Here is a 21,983-nt window from a genome sequence, read left to right as displayed (position 1 = left end):
TTTTAAACATTTAAATATCAATTGCTTAAAGTATGATCATTGCTGCGTTTCTAGGCTTGACGTAGGGTAGATAAGTTTAGATAATGCGCACACAGTTTATGGCTATGTAGCTCAGTTGGTTAGAGCACCGCACTCATAATGCGGGGGTCACAGGTTCAAGTCCCGTCATAGCCACCATTTTTATAGACCATGCTCACTGCATGGTCTCTTTTTTTGCATCATCAAAAGATAAGTAGATAAAAATTAATAAATATTTAGAACATTGAGAAAATCCAGTTGAATGTTTGATTAAGCTTTTTCTGCTAAATAATTTTCTATAAATCTTTGTGTTTGCGTGTCAAGGTAGAATGGTGCAATCAAGGATTGAATAATCTCATCCAATAAGCCATGTTGGTCCAAAGCACCTAGTGTATGCGGAATAAAGCGATCTGCTTCGATAAATAAATCGTTTTGATCTAAGCCAACTGAGTGTAGTAATTCTTGTAAGCTATATTCCCCAAAGTATTCATAAAATGCTTCGACAACATTTAAAATGACCTGTTGCATATATTCTGTTTGACGTAATTCTTTCCAAGTTTCATAGACAAGAATAAAGAATTCTTCAAAATCAATGGATTGAAGTTGAGAGAAAGCCTCTTTTAATGTGCGTTGCTTAACTTCATTCCAAACATGTGTAGCGATATCTGCTAGGTCTTCATTAGGCAGTAGAATGATATTGCTGAGTTGGCTACGTATTGCTGTAGCGAGTTGCTGTTCTAACTTAAGCTCAATATTGTGTTGCTGATCTTGAATAAAGCTGATGACTTTAGCGCCAATGCGGTTATGTTTAACTGTATATTGACGTAGCTGATTGAGCCAAGGGGTATTGTTTTCTAAAATCTGATTGGCAAGCTGTAGGCTAACCTGTTGAATTTGGGGGTTGTGTTGTAAGTTTTCTTGAATATAGTCCCTTAATTGTTCTAATTCTAATATTTTAAACAGCCACAGTTCAAAAGATTCATCTGAGAGTAGATCATTGAAAATGGTTTGGCTATGAATGGCATATTGATGAATTTTTTGAGCGACGACACCAATAAATTCAAGAATGTCAGAGCCTAAATTCAATTCAAAAGCATATTTTTGCACTACAGACTGCAGTTGCTCAAGTTGAATCACATTTTTTAAAAGAATTTTGTCTGCATTCTGATAGGTTTGAGAAATAAAATTTTGAATAAATTGCGGATTTTTTTGATCTAAGAGTTGTTTTTTTATAAAGCGAACTTGCTCAAGCAAGAGTGCTTGAGCAAGTTCCTGAGCAAAGCTCGAAGGTGGTGGTGAATTATTCACATTCACGAGGCTTATACACCTGCTTTCCAGCCATTCACAATCGGATAACGGCGTTCACGGCTAAATGCACGTGAGCTGATACGCGGTCCAATTGAACCTTGACGACGTTTGTATTCATTACGGTCAACAAGCTGAATGACTTTTTCCACGATTGCACGTTCAAAACCTTTGGCAATGATGTCTTCTTGGCTTTGTTCTTCCTCAATATATGCATATAGAATGGCATCAAGTACATCATAAGCAGGTAAAGAGTCTTGGTCTTTTTGATCAGGACGAAGTTCTGCTGATGGTGGACGAGAAATAACCCGTTCAGGAATTACAGGCGTTTCAGAAATACTGTTACGGTACTTAGCCAATTCAAAAACAATAGTTTTATAAACATCTTTGAGTACAGCAAAACCACCTACCATATCGCCATACAGTGTGCAGTAACCTACAGAAAGCTCAGACTTATTGCCTGTTGCAAGCACAAGGTTACCAAACTTATTGGACAAGCCCATAAGCAATGTACCACGTGCACGTGCTTGAAGATTTTCTTCAGTTGTATCCGCAGGTGAGTTACCAAAGAATGGGAACAAGGTCTGCATAAAGCTATTTACGATAGGATGAATTTCGGCAATGCCAAAAGTAACACCCATACGTTTTGCTTGTTCAGTGGCATCTTCCACACTAATTTGTGATGTGTAAGTAAAAGGCATCATCACGGCTTGAACTTTATCTGCGCCAATCGCATCAACTGCAATTGCCAAGGTTAAAGCTGAGTCGATACCGCCTGATAGTCCTAAAATCACACCAGGGAAACCAGAGCGTTGTACATAGTCGCGTGTTGCTAAAACCAAAGCTTGATAGATCTCAGCCATAGTGTTTAATGCTGGCGCAGCTTCAACCACTTGATAGGCTTTGTTTTCTATTTGGTAGTCAGCAAAGTAGAGATCTTCTTTAAAGCTTGGTGCTTGTAACGCAACTTCACCTGAATGGTTAATGACAAAACTGGTTCCGTCAAAAATAAGATCATCTTGACCACCCACTTGGTTGATATAAACCACATTGAGGTGAAGCTGTTTTGCCAATTCTTTTAACGTTTCAATACGATGTTGTGGTTTACCTACTTCATATGGGGAAGCATTCAATACTAGAACACTTTCCACATTAAGTTGAGCAAGCTGTTGAACAGTATTTAGAGACCAGACATCTTCACAAATGAGTACACCAAATTTATGACCTAGATACTCAAATACAAGATGTTGATGGCCTTCATTAAAATAACGTTTTTCATCAAAAACGCTGTAATTAGGAAGGTTTTGTTTGTTATAAACACCTAAAACTTGACCATCTTTCATCACTGCAGCAGCATTATAGCGTTGACCATCATCAGTAAGATTGGCAAAACCAAATACCATCACAATGTCTTTAACAGTAGACAGTTTTTCGAAAGCTTGTGCTGTACGCTTTGCTAGGCTTGGGCGTAAAAGCAAATCTTCGGCAGGGTAACCGATTATAGAAAGTTCAGGGAAAACAACAATTTCAGCATTCTGTTTTTTTGCATCATTGGCTTGTTCAATCATTTTCTGAACATTTGACTCAATATCACCAATGAACGGAGAGAATTGCGCGAGAGCAATTTTAAAACTTTTCATTTAAACCAAATCCTATTCCAATAGGGTAATTTATACACAAATTGTTGATTTTTAAAATGTAGTTATTCAACATAAGTATATAGATATCACAGAAATTGCCAAAGGGCGAAACTATAAAATCATTAAAAATCATCAAAAATCTTTATTTTCTTGCAAGGCAAAAATTTCAGACATTGAGTATTTTAACTAAAAAAACGTCAGAAGCTAGTGATTCATCAAGTTTATTCAGTACACCATCAATGACCTCATGAATTTAGAGTATTTCTTTTATAGAAACTAGTGATTTTTCATTATTTTTTTGGATTTTATATTGGGAAAGATCAGCTTTAAATATTTTTTGTGAAATACATCACTTTATTTGTTTGAATTAGCATCAAAAAGCAATTAAATAGAAGAGTTGCCTGAATTTTTATTCAGAATAATATTTTCAATTCGATTTAAATAAATATCTTTCGCAATATCTCCTTGTTGTTCAATATTATAATCAAAATAAGGTTTTCCTTGAATCAGAGTGTAGCGATAAGGGTTGTATTTACCAAAACTTAGATAGAGTGCGGATTGTAAAATAGCACCTTTGAGTAATACATTTTCTTGACGCTGATATTGATAAACATGGGCCATTTCATGAATAAAAACAGCTTGATAACCCAAGCTCATACAGGAAAAGTCTTCACAATAGTCTGCATCTTTTAAGTGAATATAGCCATTGGGCGCCATCAAAATCCCAACAGGCTGCCACGGTAAATAAGGATGATTCATCACCTTGACTTGGCTGTAGTCAATTAAATCTCCAAATACACTTTGGCTAATACGAATTTCGCCATCTGTCAATTTTCGATATTTGAATTGATCCAATTGGAGAAGCTGTACAAAGCGCCAAATGAAATTGAACATTGTTTAATTTTGTTCTGTTTAAAGAGTACATCATTAAGTTTAGCACTGATTCAGTTTGACCCAAAGATTAACTGTGACTCAGTAACACCATGATAAAAGAAAATGTCTGTTGTTTTTATAGGCTGAAATGAACTTTTTATTGATAAATCTTCATTTGACTGGTTTTAGTGATTCAGAGAATGTAATTGTGTGGGTGACTAAGTATCTCTTAATGATTTCACTCTTTGTAAATCACAATAAAAGGGAAGCGGGTATAGTTTAAGCAATGCGTAAATCAACAAAGTCACCTGTCTGTTTCAGCGTTTATAACTGTTACGCTTTATTGCAAATTGAGACATCCAAGATTTTATATAAGTGGTGATTTTGTCATATGTAGCTTTATAACAATTTAGAATTCTACAGTTTAATATTCTGCCTATTCTTTTCAATTCTTTTGCTGGTTCAGCATACCTAATATTTAAATCATGATGTCAGCATGTCAAAAGTGATGATTTATCCACAAAGGTCATTATTTATCAGTAGAGGCAATCTCCTCTCTTATTTGTCAGACACTTTATTGAATAGTCATAAATTGCCAATGGATTGACCTGAAATGTCAGTGGTATTTGAATCAAGATGACTTACTTTTTCAAACATAAATATGATTTTTACTTGAAATGTGAATTTGTACTGGTTTCAGTCAAATCCTTGCTCCGTAAATAACCAATGGGTGCTATATGTTACTTGCTAAGCCTGTCAAAAAAGTGTTTGCAAAAGCTTTTCCAAGCCGATTGCCTGATTTAAAAGATCAGATTGCAAATATTCCGATTCGTCACTTCAATTTTAAATTTAGCTCGGATGAAATGGATGTTAAATTTTTTATGCAGAAAGAGTGGGCAAGTGCTTATTTTGCAGCGCTGTCAATTTTTTTGACCTATGGTGAAGAGTTAGTGATTGAAACTGCACGACATCATCGTGATCAAATACAAGATCCTGTTTTAAAACAGCGTTTGACTAGTTTGATTGGGCAAGAGGCAATTCACTCAAAAGTCCATGAAGAATACAATGAAACTATGATTCCAAATAATTTGCCAGTGCAGTTGTATCGGTTTTTAGCAGAACAGGTTTTTAATCATACTTTTTTAAAATTCCCACAACCTTTAAAGCTCTCAATGATGGCTGGGATTGAGCATTTCACAGCTGTCTTTGCTCAATATGCCATGACTCATCAAGACATCTTTAATCATTCTCTCGATGAAAAGACACGTGCTTTATGGTTATGGCATATGCTGGAAGAATCTGAGCATAAAGATATTGCTTATGATACTTATCAAGTGCTGTCTGCAAACTATCCATTACGAGTTTCGGGATTCTTTATTGCGCTGATTACTTTGGGTTTAGGCGTAGGTGCTGGCGCATTGATGTTGCCATTTTTACGACGTCCAATGAATACCTTTAGTCTAAGTTTTTGGAAAGAGGCAAAGGGCAGTTGGGATTTATTATTTAGTCGAGATAATGGTGTTTTTGGTAGCAGTTTAGGTCATATTTTTGATTATTTACGTCCAGACTTTCATCCTAATGATCATGATACAACTGAGCTTTTAGACTATTTCAAAAAAGAGTTACTTGATCCTGAAACAGGTACACTCACCCCTTATTTTGTTAAAGCGTTTACACCTGCTTTACGGGTGTAATTCTATTCAGTCTCTGCGTTCAACATTCTATTTAATATGAAAATGATGTTGTAGATCAATACTGAGCTTTTTCATCAATTTTTTGAAGGAAAAGCTTTTTTTAAAGCTGTGATTCTAACCAAGCATCTCATAAAAATTGTTTTTAAGGGACATTCTTTATCAGTGGAGGCAACTTCTCAAAGTGATTGTCTGACAATTATATAAGGTTGTCATAATTTGCAAACCGAATGAATGCATGTGCCAATGGTAATTGACAAGGCTTGTCGTAATTTTTAGCCATCAAAGTAGAGTTTTTACTCAAAAGGCGATCTGTAAGTCATCAGCATTAAGACGATGAAATGGATTGCCATATTAAATGAATAAAGAGTACCAGCTATGTTCGCTAAGCCAATTAAGAAAGCCGTAGCCAAAGTTTTTGCTGCGGCACCATTCAGTCTGGAAAATCAAACGCCGATTATTCCAATTCGACATATGAAGTTTGATTTTGATCCAGAGCAAGTAGATCACCGATTTTATATGGATGCAGAATTGGCAAGTGCATATTTTGCATCACTGTCGATTTTTTTAACCCGTGGTGAAGATCTCGTAATTGAAACTGCACGTTATCATCGTGATTTCATAACCGATCCATTATTAAAGCAACGTGTTACCTCACTGATCGGTCAAGAGGCTATTCATTCAAAGATGCATGAAGAGTTAAATGATGCTTATTTAATTCGTGATTTGCCAGTGAAACTCTTTCGTACTTGGGCTGGCTGGGCATTTGAATATGGGTTTGAGCGTCTTCCACAACCAATGAAATTATCATTGATGGCAGGCATTGAGCATTTCACGGCGGTACTTGCAGAATACATGATGAACCATGAAGAAGTGTTCTTCCGTTCACAAGACGAAAAACAACGGGCAATTTGGATGTGGCATATGCTTGAAGAGTCAGAGCATAAGGATATTGCTTTCGATGTGTTTCAAGAATTATCCAATAACTATTTATTGCGTATTGCAGGATTCTTTCCCGCATTGATCACAATTTTGGTGCTGATTTCAGCTGCATCATTTTTAGTGCCTTTCTATCGCAATCCTAAGAACTTGATTAGCTTACGTTATTGGAAAGAAATTCCATATAATTTTCGCCTTATCTTTGGCTTAAAAGATGGGGTCTACGGCAGTAGCTTTAAGCATATTTTTGATTATCTGCGTCCCGATTTTCATCCAAATGATCATGACACATCTGAATTTCTGGACTATTACAAAGAGAAACTGCTGAATCCAAAGACAGGGCTTCTTACGCCATATTTGACGAAAGAGTTTTATCCTGCATTGCGTTCATAAAACCTAAAAGAGATGGATTTAAAGTTTATGGGAATTTTTTCTAAAAAAGTTAAGCCGAGCTACAGTGCTTATGCAGTTGTGACAGGCGCAGGCAGTGGCATTGGACGTAGTTTTGCAATGGAGCTTGCAAAACGCGGAGGAACAATTGTTTGTGCTGACATAAATTTGGATGCAGCCAAAGAAACTGTCAGTTTGATTGAATCAGGAACGTCAGCAAAAGCATTTGCTGTGCAATGTGATGTTGGTGTGAAAGAGCAAGTAAAAGAACTTTCTGAACAAGCCGAAAAATTAATGAATCACCCTGTAAGCCTGATCATTAATAATGCGGGTGTGGGGTTGGGCGGTAAGTTTGATGAAGTTTCACTGGAAGATTGGCAATGGTGTATGCATGTCAACCTCTGGGGGGTTATTCATGGTTGTCACTATTTTGTTCCTCAGTTTAAGCAACAAGGTTATGGGGCTATTATCAATGTTGCTTCAGCTGCGGGTTATACAGCAGCCCCCGAAATGACCGCTTATAACGTGACCAAATCCAGTGTGCTGGCATTGTCAGAAACTCTTTCAGCAGAACTTCGCGGTGACAACATTCGAGTGAATGTGTTGTGTCCAACATTAGTGCCTACAAATATTATGAAAAATGGTCGTTTGCCTGGTCATTATGCGGGTTTAGCAGATGATTTATTGATGAATCATGCATTTACCACCAGTGATCAGGTGGTGGTTAAAACCTTAAATAATTTGGATGCAGGCAAGCTGTACACCATTCCTCAGCCAGATGCAAAACTGTTTTGGATATTAAAACGTGCATCACCCGCGTTATATGCCAAAGCGTTGGGTATTGGATATCCATTATTTAACAAATACATCAAATAAGCTGCGAGTAGATCAAAATGACAACAGAAACAACTTTAGCTAAGCTACCTGAAGAGAACAGCGTAGAGCAAAAATCAACCCAAACTACAGTTGAAGATATTAAACAGGTGACTCAACCGAATATGGCACAAGATAAGTCACTTGCAGCAAAACAGCTTAAAGAAAAAGCGTCAGTTCAGAAGCAAGCCGAGGCAAAGACTGTTACAAAGCCAGCGAAAGAAAATACCGCTAAAGCTGAAGTCCAAACTCAGTCTAAAGCTAAAAATAAAGCTGATACTCAAATAGCGTCTACCTCTGAAAAGCTTGAACAGCCCACAGAGAAAAGTGCTCCAACAACTCAGCAGAAAGATGCTGTACATGTATATGACACCATCGTGGTTGGTGCTGGTATTTCAGGGATTGCTGCTGCTTATAAAATGAATCAAGCAGGCTATAACGATTATGTGGTACTTGAAAAAGCCAGTCGTGTGGGGGGAACATGGCGCGACAATAATTATCCGGGCTGCGGTTGTGATGTACCCTCAGCACTTTATTCATTTTCTTTCTCACCAAGCCATAAATGGAGTCATTTATTTGCCAAGCAACCAGAAATTCTAAGCTATTTAGAAGAGGTGGTGGAAAAATATGATCTTGGTGAGAAAATTGAATTTAATAATGAATTAATCAGTGCCAAATGGGATGAAGCACAACATGTTTGGCACTTAGAAACCTCTAAAGGTCAATATCAATCAAAGACAGTGATCTTTACGACAGGACCGATTACTGAGCCTGCTTTGCCGAAATTAAAAGGAATTGAAAGTTTTAAAGGTGAAATGTTCCATTCAGCACGTTGGAATCATGATTATGATTTAACGGGTAAGCGTGTTGCAGTGATTGGTACAGGGGCTTCTGCAATTCAGTTTATCCCACAAGTACAACCTTTAGCGAAACAGCTGATCGTATTCCAGCGTACAGCACCGTGGGTACTACCCAAGGCGGATATGGAGTTAAACGAAACGGCTAAAGGGATCATTTCTCGATTCCCAATCATTCAACAAACTTGGCGTAATAGCATTGCACAGATTTTAAATGGGATTAACTTTGGATTGCGTAATCCTAAAGTATTGGAACCTGTTAATTTCCTAAGTAAGCAATTACTCAAACTACAAATTAAAGATGAAACTTTGCGTAAAGCAGTGACACCGAACTTTACTATTGGATGTAAGCGCTTATTGTTTGCAAACAATTATTATCCAGCACTACAACAAGATAATGTGAATCTGATTGCACATGGTTTGGTTGAAATTGATGGAAATACAGTGGTTGCAGCAAATGGTGAACGTCATGAAGTGGATGTGATTATTTGGGGAACAGGCTTTGAAGTTTCACATCCTCCAATTGGTAAACGAGTTTATGACAGCAATGGTCAAGTCCTTGCTGAGCGTTGGAAAAATAGTTCACCTGAAGCCTATTTGGGTGCGAGTATTGAACATGTACCGAATGCGTTCTTGGTCCTCGGTCCAAACATTCTGGTATATGATTCATTTATTGGTATTGCGGAAGCACAAGTCGGCTATATTGTTGATGGCTTGCTAAAAATGCGTGAGCAAAAATTCACTCGCTTTGAAATCAAAGCGGATGTGCTTGCACAGCATAATAAACGTTTGCAGAAACATTTAAAAACCACTGTATTTAATGCGGGTGGGTGTAAGTCTTATTATCTGGATGAAAATGGTCGTAACTTTGCAGCATGGCCATGGTCATTGCAACAATTACGTAACCAATTAAAACAACTAGATTTAAACCATTATAGTGTGAGTAAAAAATAAGTTTAGTATTCAATTTCTGTACACTTTTTATGCAAGCCCTAAATTGATTTAGGGCTTTTATTTTTTTTGTCTTGTGCGACGATGTAATCCAAAAATAATGATTTCAGCTAGGATTAGATTGACCACCCAACCTAACCAAGATTCTAACTGATAGATGTGAATTGGGGTTAACCAATCAAAATAAGGTTGTAACTCATAAAGCACGATTTTCCATGTCCTTAAGCTCAGCGCTGAAAGGCTCAGTGCAAAACTACGGATCATCCAGTCACGGTGTAAAATCCAGCGCTTTTTCAATAAAAAGTATAAAGCGGATAGGGTGGTGATCGCCCAGAGTGAACTTAATAAGACAAAGCTGATTTGTGTGGATAACCCTCCAGCCGCTGAAAAAGCTAAAATTAAGCCACTGGGTAAAGACAGCCCCAAAATGGTGATGATGTAGAGCCAACCACTCCAGCGATGAATTCGGGGATAACGCGTGCGAAAGACACGGAAAAACTGTGTAAATCCAGCGATGAGTACAAAACTACTGCTGATCACATGGATTTTAAAAGCCGCCTGCCAAGGTTGAGTATTGACTACATCTTGCTTTAACAAGAGAAAATGCTGATCAGTTTGCCATGGGAAATATTGTAGACATATTGCGACCATGAGATAGCATAAATAAGCATAGATCACGAGTGAAATTAGACTCAAGCTTGAATATGCCAAGTTAGTTTTTGTTTTGTTCATCACTGCTTATAATGGAATGGTGATTGAGAAATTATAGTGGAAGATAAGTTGAAACAGCATATTTATGTTCGGGTATGGCATAGATTTTAAAATAAACCACAGAGAATCCTGATTTATTTATCTTAAAGTAGATCACAAAGCAAACAATTTAATCTAAAATCAATGTGAAAATGCATCCAATATCTTCATAACAAATAGGTATAACAATGAATAAAAGTTTAATCACACTCGTTGGATTAGGAATGATTGGTTTCCAGAATAGTTATGCACTGGATATTCAACAGTTGCAAAAATCTTGGTCTGGAAAATATGATGAGCAGAAAATTGCTGTTTTCATCCAATCTATCGATCGTAATCAGGTCAAAGGCTATAGTGTTCTTGGTAAAAATAAACAAAATTTCTCAGGGAAAGTACAGACAACTTCACAAGGCTATAAAATTACCGCAACAGAAAGTGGCGCTAAAGCAAGTAGTGGTGTGTTTACCTTTACTGTAAAACAGAATCAACCGAATGTGTTGGAGTCTAGTTGGGAATCTACAACGGCTAAGGTTAAACCAAAATATTTTGATTTAAAGCCGCAACAGTGTCGCTATCAAAAAGATGTCGGTGATTATCCAGTTGCATCACAACGTTTATTAAAAGATGAGGATCTACAAATTCCTCCTGAAGAGCTGGACTGGATGCGTAATGAAATTTATGCGCGTCATGGTTATTCATTTGCCAATAAAGAGATAGCCTCTCAATTTGCTAACGATAATTGGTATATGCCATGCAGTACTAATGTTGAAAATCAATTAACTCAGATTGAAAAGACCAATATCCAACGTATTAAAAAAATTCGCCCGTATATGGCGAAAATGGAATGGGGTCGTTAAGCACACAATCAATCACAAAATCTGAGAGTTTATCTTATGCTTCACTATCCTTCAGTTCGATTGAGTATTATGGTTTTTGTTTTAAGTTCATCTGCCCTAAGTTTTGCAGCAACACCTACAGATCAAGCAGTGATCAACAGTATAACGAACCTAAACGCTTCTCAAGCTACACCCGCCAAAGCGATAATGATTGATTATATGAAAGAGGTTCGTTTGCTGTCAGGAGAGCTGGCTTATCTCTCTGGTGTAACATTTGAAAATGCAGGACGAAATTTTTGGGGAGGCTATATATTGACGCGCCCAAAACTAAAACAATCTCGAATACTTGAGTTCGGTGGTCAAGCCAATGATTTCACAGTACATACGGTGCAATATCGAGCAAAACCAATCGATTTGATTGAAATAGAATCTGCAGGCTCGGGTCAGGGGCAAGTTTCCCAGACAACTGATTTAGTCTATTTTGATGGATGGAAAGCTAAAATTATTGTAACTGCTGAATCTTCGAGTGATCCGGGGCGTTTTAGTGAGAAGTTGGGTGAGGAAGATTGTAAAACGGGTGGGGAAATTGTTTCAAGTTTAAAAATTTTATCCGCCAGCAATGAAGTGATTAAAACTATTCAATCATCCAATGCGTGTAAAAATGCAAAAGTTACAACCAAAACGGAAAAAATTAAAATCGTACTATAAGTACCCGTGTTGATTGCAGTGCTCGGTGATTCGATTAGATGGGATTCACTTTTTCCATCTCTGAAAAATGAAGCATCATCTGTGCAAAGTAATTAAACTTAAAATGTAAGGCAGGGTAGTCACAGCATTCATATCACCGTCCGATATATTCGACGGTTAATTTTATTATTGAAGATAAACGATATTTTGTTGTATGTGTTTTCCATAAACTCACTATGCTAAAAAGTGCAGAATTTTATCTTTATTATATTCATCAATGGTATATAGCTTTTCAAAAAAGCGCACAGTCAAAAGGCTCTGCGCTTTTTTGATTGATATGAAGAGTTAAATAGCTTGGGTGTTTTCATTTAGCCAGTTTAAAACATCACCTTCTAAGTGAGCTGCTAATCGTTCTCTGACTGTTTGATGGTACTGATTTAACCATGCTTTTTCATCATCATTTAACAACGTTAAAATAATACAGCTTAGGTTAATTGGGCACAGTGTTAGTGTTTCGAATTCTAAAAATTGGCCATAGGTGGTATCTTCAAAATGCTTAATTTTGTTGACGACAAGATTCTCAATTCGAATGCCGTACTTGCCTTGATGATATAAACCAGGTTCATTGGAAGTAATCATCCCTTCGCGCATCTTAGTGGATGGTGTGACTGGGGCATAATATGAAATCACTTGGGGACCTTCATGAACATTCAATGCATAGCCTACACCGTGACCTGTACCATGACGATAATCCAAACCATATTTCCACAGGGTTTGACGTGTGATCGAATCTAAAAGAGGTGATGCAATGCCTTCAGGGAAAACGCTTTGTGCAAGTGCAATATGGCTTTTTAACACCAAAGTGTAATCACGTTTTTGTTCAGCGCTTGCTGTGCCTATGGGAACAACGCGGGTAATGTCTGTGGTTCCTTCATCATATTGTGCGCCTGAATCAATCAGCAGCAAACCATCACCACTAATCTCGCTAAAGCTTTCTTCTGTAGCGCGATAGTGTGGTAATGCACCGTTGGCATTAAAGCCTGCAATTGTCGAGAAGCTTAATCCAATAAAACCTGCTTGTTGTGCGCGAAAGCCTGAAATTTTTTCGTCGATGGTGAGTTCATTGATCGATTCTTTATCAGCCAATGCGTTATCTAGCCAATGAAAGAAATGACATAGGGCAACACCATCTTTGGTCATTGCACTGCGTATATGGGTAATTTCAATAGGCTGTTTTTGCGATTTAAATAAGGTGCTTGGATTAATGTCATGGACTAAATGACTTTGCTGCTCAATGGCCTGTGCAGATGAAATTGAGACTTTAGCTGGATCAATTAAAATATTTTGTTGTTTAAGTTCGGCCAAAAACTCGATGCTTGCGTTATAAGATAAGATTTCAATGTTATCCAAAGCAAATCTTTGCTGCATTTCAGTTGAAAGTTTTGCAACATCAATAAAAAGCACAGTTCGAGAATGGTCAATATATAAGTGCGCTAAGAACACGGGGTTATATTCAACATCACGCCCCCTACAATTCAAAATCCAAGCAATATCATCGAGTGCAGAAATAAAATGCCCCGTTGCTTTTTTCTGAATAAGTTTGTGACGGATCGCTGTTATTTTTTCTAAGCGTGTTTGGGCATTTAAATCATCTGCCATTTTCCAAATGGGTTGTAGGGGCAGTGCTGGCCGTTCAGTCCAAATTTCATCAATTAAATCTAAGTCTGTTTGAATGAAGAAATTGTGTTCTATTGCAAGCGCTGATAATGCGCTGTATTGTTGAGTTGAAATGGTATTTCCATTGACAGAGATTTTTGCATCCTTGGCTAAATGTTGTGAAAGCCAAGCCAAATGTGTTGAAGCAGGATCAGGTGTCTGCTTTTGTAAAACGTAACCTGTATTTTCCAGTTGCTGTTCAGCTTGTACCCAATATCGACCATCTACCCATAAACCTGCGAAGTTTTGAGTGACTACAATTGTGCCGACTGAACCTGTAAAGCCTGTTAGCCATTGACGTATTTTCCAATAATCAGGTAGATATTCTGACATATGTGGATCTGCACTCATGGCGATAAAAGCATCCTGCTGATATTTCTTCATAATTGTACGAAGGTTTTCTAATTTGTTGGCAGGTGACAAACTGTTCATACTTTTTCCAATTGCATATCAATAGATTTTTGAGAGGGGGTCGATGTTTGATTGAGTAATTTACGAATCGGTTTTCTCATTAACCATAGAACGAGTGCGCCAAGAAGTAAAGCGATGACACATCGCACAAATAGCAAGGGTAATTGGTCAACTTCATGGATTGAAACATGACCACCGATTAAACCTGCCATCAAGTTTCCTAAAGCAGATGCTGTAAACCAAAGCCCCATCACTTGCCCACGAATTATGGTTGGAGCAAGTTTAGTCATCGTTGAAAGACCAACAGGGCTTAAGCATAATTCACCTAGTGTTAAAAGCAGGAGGCTTGATGCGATCCATAATGCAGAAACAGTTCCACCATTTTGGGTGATCAAGTAACTGGCAATGCTCATCACGAGGAAACCACCCGCAGCGAGGAGTAAAGCAATAATAAATTTGGTGATATAGCTAGGGTCACGATTTTGTTTGCCTAATTTAACCCAAAGCCATGCGATGATCGGTGCGAAAATAATAATGAAAAGCGGGTTAATCGATTGAAACCAAACTGCGGGTATTTCAAAGCCAAAGAATTGGCGATCTGTAAAGTCTTGGGCGAAAAGATTGAAAGATGTTGGTTTTTGTTCAAATGCTGACCAGAAAAGTGCAGCGGTGATGAGTAAAATAAAACAGATGATGATTTGTTTTTTCTCAGTATTATTCAAACCAGCAAAGAGTAATAGGTAGCTGAAATATAAGGCAATACAAATACAGATTGTGATCGTGAAATATGTGGCGATTTGAATTGGATTGATGTTAACTATGCCAAGAGAAACTAGACCGATAATCAAGCCAACAACGGCAATAAAACCTATGATCATTTGGGGTGCTTTAGGATTGTAATGTACAGGACGAGCCCAGTTATTTTCATTGCCTTGCACATGATTAAATTGTTTTAATTGAGGCACAGTTATTAACTTAAAAATCAGTAATGCGATTAACATTCCAAGGCCACCAATTCCGAACCCCCAGTGCCAACCATGTTCTTTAACCAATAAACCAGTCAATAGTGGAGCAATCAACGAACCTAGATTAATTCCCATATAAAAAATGGAAAATCCTGCATCACGCCGTGAATCTTGAGCCTGATATAAAGTGCCAACAATGACGGAAATACAGGTTTTAAATAAACCAGAACCGATCACAATCAAAACTAAACCAAAATAAAAAAAGAAATGCCCAAATAAAGCTGCCAATGCAATGGATAGATGTCCAAATGCGATGATCAGTGAACCGTACCACACAGCGCGCTCCTGACCGAGATAATTGTCAGCAACCCATCCACCCAATACGGTCATTAAATACATACTGCCTGCAAATAAGCCGACAATTGCTGATGCTGTTGGGCGATCTAAACCGAGACCGCCATCAGCAACTAAAGCCGCCATATAGAGGATTAATAAAGGGCGAATACCATAATAGGAAAAACGTTCCCAAAGCTCGGTAAAAAATAAACCTTTTAATGGTTTAGGGTGACCAAAAAAAGCTTGATCTGGGTCGTGCATTTGCTTGGATAAATGTTGAGGCATCTTCAAGTCCTTTGAAAATGTATGATTAAAAATTTTTAAACAATATATAAAATAAAGTTATTTGTTGGGTATTTTTTAAAGTAGTGATTTGTAAGCTTTATAGTAAAAATATAAATTTCATTTTCTATGCTTATCATTGATATTGTTGTGGCTTGATTTTAAATAAATTTTAAAATAAAAAGGTTATACCAATTGGTATAAATATATAATAAAAAACCACCCAAAAGGGTGGTTCTTCAATGTGAATGCGTAACGAATTAACGTTTGATATCGCGTTCAGTTTCGCCAGTATAAAGCTGACGAGGACGACCGATTTTGTACGGACCGCTGTGCATTTCTAACCAGTGGCTGATCCAACCAACTGTACGTGCAAGCGCGAAGATTACCGTAAACATTTCAGTTGGGATACCAATCGCTTTAAGGATGATACCTGAATAGAAGTCTACGTTCGGGTAAAGTTTACGTTCGATGAAGTACGGATCGCTTAATGCAATACGTTCAAGTTCCATTGCAAGCGCAAGTTGAGGATCATTGATACCAAGTGCACTTAACACTTCGTCACAAGTCTCTTTCATTACTTTTGCACGTGGATCGAAGTTTTTATAAACTCGGTGACCGAAGCCCATAAGTTTAACTTCTTTAGTTTTTACTTTTTCCATGAACGGCGCAACATTTTCTACAGTGCCGATTTCATCGAGCATCTTAAGAACAGCTTCGTTTGCACCACCATGCGCAGGTCCCCAAAGTGCAGCAATACCCGCAGCAATACATGCATAAGGGTTAGCACCTGTAGAACCAGCTAAACGTACTGTAGACGTTGATGCATTTTGTTCATGGTCAGCATGAAGCGTAAAGATACGATCCATTGCTTTAGCAAGAATAGGGTTAACTTTGTAGTCACGATCTGCTGGAGTAGCAAACATCATGTACAGGAAGTTTTCAGCGTAGCTTAAATCATTACGTGGGTAAACGAATGGTTGACCAACAGTATATTTATAAGTCCAAGCCGCAAGGGTAGGAATCTTAGCAATTAAGCGAACTGCAGTAATTTCACGGTGATCAACGTTTTCAACATCAAAACCGTTGTGATAGAACGCAGATAACGCACCAACTACACCGCACATAACCGCCATAGGGTGAGCATCACGACGGAAACCATTGAAGAAACGGCTAACTTGATCGTGAACCATCGTGTGGTTGCGGACTTTGTTTTCGAAGTCTGTTTTTTGTTCAGCAGTTGGAAGCTCACCGCTTAATAATAAATAGCAAGTTTCTAAGTAAGAAGCTTGAGTTGCAAGTTGAGCAATTGGATAACCACGGTGTAAAAGAACGCCTTTATCACCATCAATGAAAGTGATTTTAGACTCGCAAGAAGCTGTCGCCATAAAACCAGGATCAAAAGTAAAGTGACCTGAAGCCAACACATCCTTAACGTCGATTACATCTGGGCCCAATGTGCCGCTGTAAATTGGTAATTCAATTTTTTTGCCATCAAGCTCTAGAACGGCTTTCTTGCCAGTTGCTGCAGACATTCAATAGATCTCCTGTCCTGGTGGATATTTTATCTAACTTGCTGAGTCATCTTGTAATGTACAAGTCAGACGGATCAAAAATTGCTATTTAGCTTAGTGAGTACTGAAATTTTGTCAATTATACTTATGGATGAAAAAATGATGTTTTCATCAGTAGTTAGTCTAACTTTAACCAGTAAGATTGATCATTAAATTTCAGAGTCGGTCAGTATAATAAGGTAAATTCTAAAGAAGGTGCAGAAAAATAATTGTGATTGCTAGACAGGAAATGGCATTTTTGACCAATATTTTGTAGCTTTTGTAAGTTGGTAAATGCATTGTTGCTGTTTTAAAACCATCTGAATTTCACGACTTACATAGCTTTTGATATTATTTTTGTGTAAAAAACATCCAAATAAGATGATGAAATATTTATTTTCATTTTAATGCTTAATTGATTAAAAAATAGTTTTTATTGAAGCTTTTAAAGTATAAAAAATAATCGAATTAGCATAAAAATAGATATTTGATTGCCTGATGAATAATCAAATATGACAAAATCTTGAATCTAAATTGTGAATTATTCACAAACTAAGTCTTTATTTCTTATTACAAAGCTTTCAGTCAAATCACTGAATTAAATGATACCCATTTAAAATAGGAATAAAGGACTATTTTAAAATAACATGTTGGGTATCTAAAAAAATTTAACAACGTGAAAGAAAATAAAAGCGCAGATAAAATTAACCACAGGACGATTTTGTCCGTAATGTTGTGCTTTAGTCTAAATTTATAAAAATAATATAAGTCGTAATTATGTATAAAAGTAATATGTTTAATTATCATAAAAAATAAAGAGATAGCCCTTAAAAGCCTAGATGGGTGTTCTACTTTATTTTTTAAATAGCTGTAAATGATTCTTATTTGAGTGTTTTTTAAAGAAAAAGCCAATTTCGATGGTTTGTATTTTGACAGTGCACGTTTTATAATTCAGTGTCGTTTAAAGTTCAGGCAATTTATTTGTCTGACAATGCTAGCTTTCCTTCGAATTAATTCCAACAAACTCCGGATGGAGTTTTTACTTACAGGATGCCCGCTGTGAAAAGCAACAGACCTGTCAATTTGTCCATGGGTCAAGTTTTAGATGTAAACTTAAAATCCCCTGTGGCTATTGCATCAATTCTACACCGTCTATCAGGTGTCATCGTATTTTTACTCGTACCGGTACTTTTGTGGCTTTTAGACAAGTCTTTGTCTTCGCCTGAAGGCTTTGCTCAAGTTCAAGCAATCTTTGGTGGCTTCATTGTACGTTTCATCGTATGGGTATTTGTCGCTGGTTTATTGTTCCATTTTATTATGGGCATTAAACATTTACTTGCTGATCTAGGCTTTGCGGAAGAGTTACAAAGCGGTCGCATAGCAGCAACTATTGCATTAATTTTGGCTGCGATATCAGTTGTCGCATCATTTGTATGGATCGTTCTCTAATGAAAAGTGCTACAGGTTTAACGGGGTCAGGTTCTCGTGATTGGTATATCCAACGCGTAAGTGCTGTAGTTCTAGCTGTTTATACTGTTGTCGTATTAGGTTGGATTCTGTGCAATGTCGGATTTAACTATGAGCAATGGTTTGGCTTTATGATGACACTTCCGATGAAGATTTTATCTTTATTGGCAGTCTTATCTCTTGTTGCGCATGCTTGGATTGGTATGTGGCAAGTATTCACAGACTATGTGACTACTCGTCAGATGGGTCCTTCAGCTTCAGGTTTACGCATCGTGTTAACTTCAGCAGTGATTATTGCTGTTATTGCATATGCGATCTGGGCAATCCAGATTTTTTGGGCGAATTGATAGGAAAATGTCATGGGCGCTTTAACCCCTAAAGAAGATTATTCAAATATTCCAAGCCAGTTCTTCGATGCAGTCATCGTTGGTGGTGGTGGTTCAGGTATGCGTGCTTCATATCAACTTGCTCAAGCAGGCTTGAATGTTGCAGTGCTAACTAAAGTATTCCCAACACGTTCTCATACTGTTGCGGCTCAAGGTGGTATTGGTGCATCGCTTGGTAATATGCAAGACGACAACTGGCACTATCATTTCTATGACACAGTAAAAGGTTCTGACTGGTTAGGTGACCAAGATGCAATCGAATTTATGTGTCGTGAGGCGCCTAAAGTTGTTTATGAACTTGAACACTTAGGTATGCCATTTGACCGTAATGCAGATGGTACAATTTACCAACGTCCATTTGGTGGTCACTCTGCGAACTATGGTGAAAAACCAGTTCCACGTGCCTGTGCCGCTGCCGATCGTACAGGTCATGCTCTTCTTCATACGCTTTATCAAAGTAATGTGAAAATGGGTACTCAATTCTTCGTTGAATGGATTGCATTAGACTTAATCCGTAACGAAGCTGGTGATGTACTTGGTGTAACAGCAATTGACCAAGAAACAGGCAAAATTGCTGTATTCCAAGCCAAAGCAACATTGTTTGCTACTGGTGGTGCTGGTCGTGTTTACCGTGCATCTACCAATGCTTATATCAATACTGGTGATGGTCTTGGTATGGCAGCTCGTGCGGGTATTCCATTACAAGATATGGAATTCTGGCAATTCCACCCAACCGGTGTTGCTGGTGCAGGTGTATTGTTAACGGAAGGTTGTCGTGGTGAAGGTGCAATCCTTCGTAACAAAGATGGCGAACCGTTCATGGAGCGTTATGCACCAACTTTGAAAGATTTGGCTCCTCGTGACTTTGTATCACGTTCTATGGACCAAGAGATCAAAGAAGGTCGTGGTTGTGGTCCTAAAGGTGATTATATCCTTCTTGATATGACTCACTTGGGCGCAGATACCATCATGAAGCGTTTACCATCTGTATTTGAGATTGGTAAGAAATTCGCAAACGTGGATATCACCAAAGAACCAATTCCAGTTGTACCAACAATCCATTATCAAATGGGGGGTATTCCTACCAATATTCATGGTCAAGTGGTTATCCCTGAAACAGCGAAAAATGCAGCAGATTTCTATGCAGGTTTTGATAAAGCTGCAAATGAATACACAACCAACGGTACAATGAATTACACAGTGCCTGTAAAAGGCTTCTATGCGATTGGTGAGTGTTCTTGCGTGTCTGTACATGGTGCAAACCGTTTAGGTACAAACTCATTACTTGACTTGGTTGTATTTGGTAAAGCTGCTGGTGAACACATCATTGATTACGTGACTAAACATCACGGTGATGAATACCAGCCACTTCCAAATGATGTACTTATGAACACGTTGAAACGTATCAATCATTTAGATGATTCTACTTCTGGTGAAAATGCACAAGAAGTTGCGGATGCGATTCGTGATATCGTTCAAGACCATGCGGGTGTATTCCGTACTCAAGCATTGCTTGATGAGGGTGTTAAGCAGATTCTTGCGATTGAACCACGTGTACGTAACATTCATTTAAAAGACAAATCTAAAGTATTTAATACTGCACGTATTGAAGCCTTGGAAGTTGAAAACTTATACGAAGTAGCAAAAGCAACATTGATTTCTGCTGCTGCACGTAAAGAATGTCGTGGTGCACATACTGTTGTAGATTATGAATTGCCTGCTGATGATGAGCACTATTCATATGGTCGTCGTGATGATGAATGGATGAAACATACTTTATGGTATTCAGCGGATAACCATCTTGAATACAAGCCAGTACGTTACAGCCCATTGTCTGTAGACCCAATTGAACCTAAACCACGTACATTCTAATCGGGAGAAATAAGATGAGTAGAGGTACACGTACATTCGAAATCTACCGCTATGATCCTGATAAGGATAAAGCACCGTATATGCAGACTTTTAAACTAGAGTTGACGGACAAGCATCGTATGTTGCTTGACGCACTTTTAGCGTTAAAAGTTCAAGACGAATCATTAACATTCCGTCGTTCTTGCCGTGAAGGTATTTGCGGTTCAGATGGTGTGAATATCAATGGTAAGAATGGTCTTGCGTGTTTATGGAACTTGAACGATTTACCTGAAAAAATCGTCATTCGTCCATTGCCTGGTCTGCCAGTAGTTAAAGATTTAGTTGTGGATATGAATCAGTTCTACGATCAGTATGACAAAATTCATCCATTCTTAATCAATAATCAACCTGCACCACCAAAAGAGCGTTTACAATCTCCAGAAGAGCGTGAGCACTTAAATGGTTTATATGAGTGTATTCTTTGTGCATGTTGTTCAACGTCATGCCCATCATTCTGGTGGAATCCGGATAAATTCTTGGGTCCTTCAGCATTGTTGAATGCATATCGTTTTATTATTGATTCTCGTGATACTGCGACACAAGATCGTTTATCACGTCTTGATGACCCATTCTCATTATTCCGTTGTAAAGGAATTATGAACTGTGTGTCTGTATGTCCGAAAGGCTTGAATCCAACAAAAGCAATTGGTCATATTCGTAGCATGTTGCTCGATCAAGCGGGTTAATACGATGTGAAAAAAGGGCGTACATCTTGGGATGTACGCTCTTTTTTTATTGGATTTTTAATGAGATGGTTGTTTTTTGTTCGAGCGAGTGAAGGATAAGTTTTAAGCATTGAAAAAGTAGCAACAGACCCGATATAAATGGATGGATAATAATAGATTATTTCTTGTATGTATTTCGCTAATTTATAGGTGGTATGTGTCAAAAAAATCAATTGAAGTGACAGATCATGTTACGATTTAACAAACCACTATATGTGAAAAACACACCATATTTTTGGTACATTTTTTCTACATAAGTGTGATCCAGATCAGTTTATAAATAATTTTATAAGCAAAGTTTAGAACCGCTTTAGAAAAAGCAAAAAAGTCTTTGTTTTTTCTAAGTCGATTTGCAAAAAATTGCTCAGCTTCGGTTGAGTATATAAGTGAGTGATGATGCCATTGAGGGCGTTATGATTCA

At 37.7% G+C, this 21,983-nt stretch carries 17 protein-coding genes and 1 tRNA gene; 11 read left to right on the top strand and 7 right to left on the bottom strand.

The window, feature by feature from the left end:
* Positions 1-100 precede the first annotated feature (100 nt).
* A tRNA-Met gene (locus tag WFN33_RS04630) sits at positions 101-177 on the top strand.
* A 111-nt stretch (positions 178-288) separates the two neighbouring features.
* On the opposite strand, the gene WFN33_RS04625 is transcribed toward WFN33_RS04630, so the two are convergent.
* From WFN33_RS04625 to WFN33_RS04615, 3 genes are all read right to left on the bottom strand, one after another.
* The gene (locus tag WFN33_RS04625; protein WP_336951804.1) at positions 289-1,332 is read right to left on the bottom strand and encodes a hypothetical protein; all 1,044 of its coding nucleotides are present in this window, start codon (positions 1,330-1,332) and stop codon (positions 289-291) included.
* Positions 1,333-1,337: 5 nt separating this feature from the next.
* Positions 1,338-2,963, bottom strand: coding sequence for an NAD+ synthase (locus tag WFN33_RS04620; protein WP_336951802.1), 1,626 nt, complete (start codon positions 2,961-2,963; stop codon positions 1,338-1,340).
* 384 nt (positions 2,964-3,347) lie between these two features.
* On the bottom strand, positions 3,348-3,857 hold the full coding sequence (locus WFN33_RS04615) for a hypothetical protein (RefSeq protein WP_336951801.1): 510 nt from the start codon (positions 3,855-3,857) through the stop codon (positions 3,348-3,350).
* 716 nt (positions 3,858-4,573) lie between these two features.
* Here WFN33_RS04615 and WFN33_RS04610 point away from each other — a divergent pair.
* The 4 genes from WFN33_RS04610 (at position 4,574) to WFN33_RS04595 (ending at position 9,540) form a co-directional block, all read left to right on the top strand.
* On the top strand, positions 4,574-5,530 hold the full coding sequence (locus WFN33_RS04610) for a metal-dependent hydrolase (protein WP_336951800.1): 957 nt from the start codon (positions 4,574-4,576) through the stop codon (positions 5,528-5,530).
* A 375-nt stretch (positions 5,531-5,905) separates the two neighbouring features.
* Positions 5,906-6,859, top strand: a complete 954-nt coding sequence (locus WFN33_RS04605) for a metal-dependent hydrolase (RefSeq protein ID WP_336951799.1) — start codon at positions 5,906-5,908, stop codon at positions 6,857-6,859.
* A 27-nt stretch (positions 6,860-6,886) separates the two neighbouring features.
* Positions 6,887-7,732, top strand: a complete 846-nt coding sequence (locus WFN33_RS04600; RefSeq protein ID WP_336951798.1) for an SDR family NAD(P)-dependent oxidoreductase — start codon at positions 6,887-6,889, stop codon at positions 7,730-7,732.
* Between the two features lie 281 nt (positions 7,733-8,013).
* Positions 8,014-9,540 (top strand): flavin-containing monooxygenase, encoded by a 1,527-nt coding sequence (locus WFN33_RS04595; protein ID WP_442892776.1) that lies wholly within the window; start codon positions 8,014-8,016, stop codon positions 9,538-9,540.
* Positions 9,541-9,597: 57 nt separating this feature from the next.
* Here WFN33_RS04595 and WFN33_RS04590 read toward each other — a convergent pair whose 3' ends face one another.
* On the bottom strand, positions 9,598-10,269 hold the full coding sequence (locus WFN33_RS04590) for a DUF2306 domain-containing protein (protein ID WP_442892765.1): 672 nt from the start codon (positions 10,267-10,269) through the stop codon (positions 9,598-9,600).
* 206 nt (positions 10,270-10,475) lie between these two features.
* Here WFN33_RS04590 and WFN33_RS04585 point away from each other — a divergent pair, with 206 nt between their 5' ends.
* Together WFN33_RS04585 and WFN33_RS04580 are read left to right on the top strand one after the other, a co-directional pair.
* Positions 10,476-11,144 (top strand): YARHG domain-containing protein, encoded by a 669-nt coding sequence (locus WFN33_RS04585; RefSeq protein WP_239045192.1) that lies wholly within the window; start codon positions 10,476-10,478, stop codon positions 11,142-11,144.
* A gap of 36 nt (positions 11,145-11,180) precedes the next feature.
* On the top strand, positions 11,181-11,831 hold the full coding sequence (locus tag WFN33_RS04580) for a hypothetical protein (protein WP_336951795.1): 651 nt from the start codon (positions 11,181-11,183) through the stop codon (positions 11,829-11,831).
* Positions 11,832-12,155: 324 nt separating this feature from the next.
* On the opposite strand, the gene WFN33_RS04575 is transcribed toward WFN33_RS04580, so the two are convergent.
* The 3 genes from WFN33_RS04575 to gltA form a co-directional block, all read right to left on the bottom strand.
* A complete protein-coding gene (locus WFN33_RS04575; protein WP_336951794.1) occupies positions 12,156-13,958 on the bottom strand; it encodes an aminopeptidase P family protein in 1,803 nt (600 codons plus the stop codon).
* Positions 13,955-15,523, bottom strand: a complete 1,569-nt coding sequence (locus WFN33_RS04570; RefSeq protein ID WP_336951793.1) for a peptide MFS transporter — start codon at positions 15,521-15,523, stop codon at positions 13,955-13,957. Before WFN33_RS04570 ends, WFN33_RS04575 begins: the two co-directional genes overlap by 4 nt.
* Before the next feature lie 257 nt (positions 15,524-15,780).
* The gene (gene gltA / locus WFN33_RS04565; protein WP_309285271.1) at positions 15,781-17,055 is read right to left on the bottom strand and encodes a citrate synthase; all 1,275 of its coding nucleotides are present in this window, start codon (positions 17,053-17,055) and stop codon (positions 15,781-15,783) included.
* Positions 17,056-18,123: 1,068 nt separating this feature from the next.
* Between gltA and sdhC the strand changes: the two genes are divergently transcribed.
* From sdhC to WFN33_RS04545, 4 genes are read left to right on the top strand one after another with little or no spacing between them, the layout of a single operon-like run.
* Positions 18,124-18,522, top strand: coding sequence for a succinate dehydrogenase, cytochrome b556 subunit (gene sdhC / locus WFN33_RS04560; RefSeq protein WP_336951791.1), 399 nt, complete (start codon positions 18,124-18,126; stop codon positions 18,520-18,522).
* Complete coding sequence (gene sdhD, locus WFN33_RS04555; protein ID WP_336951790.1) at positions 18,522-18,887, top strand: succinate dehydrogenase, hydrophobic membrane anchor protein; 366 nt, start codon at positions 18,522-18,524, stop codon at positions 18,885-18,887. Before sdhC ends, sdhD begins: the two co-directional genes overlap by 1 nt.
* 12 nt (positions 18,888-18,899) lie before the next feature.
* The gene (locus WFN33_RS04550) at positions 18,900-20,798 is read left to right on the top strand and encodes an FAD-binding protein (protein WP_336951788.1); all 1,899 of its coding nucleotides are present in this window, start codon (positions 18,900-18,902) and stop codon (positions 20,796-20,798) included.
* A 14-nt stretch (positions 20,799-20,812) separates the two neighbouring features.
* Positions 20,813-21,523 (top strand): succinate dehydrogenase iron-sulfur subunit, encoded by a 711-nt coding sequence (locus WFN33_RS04545; RefSeq protein WP_004717284.1) that lies wholly within the window; start codon positions 20,813-20,815, stop codon positions 21,521-21,523.
* The last annotated feature ends 460 nt before the right edge of the window (positions 21,524-21,983 follow it).

The organism is Acinetobacter sp. AS167 (assembly GCF_037152175.1).
Lineage (GTDB): Bacteria > Pseudomonadota > Gammaproteobacteria > Pseudomonadales > Moraxellaceae > Acinetobacter.
This window is presented reverse-complemented; position numbering and strand designations above follow the sequence as displayed.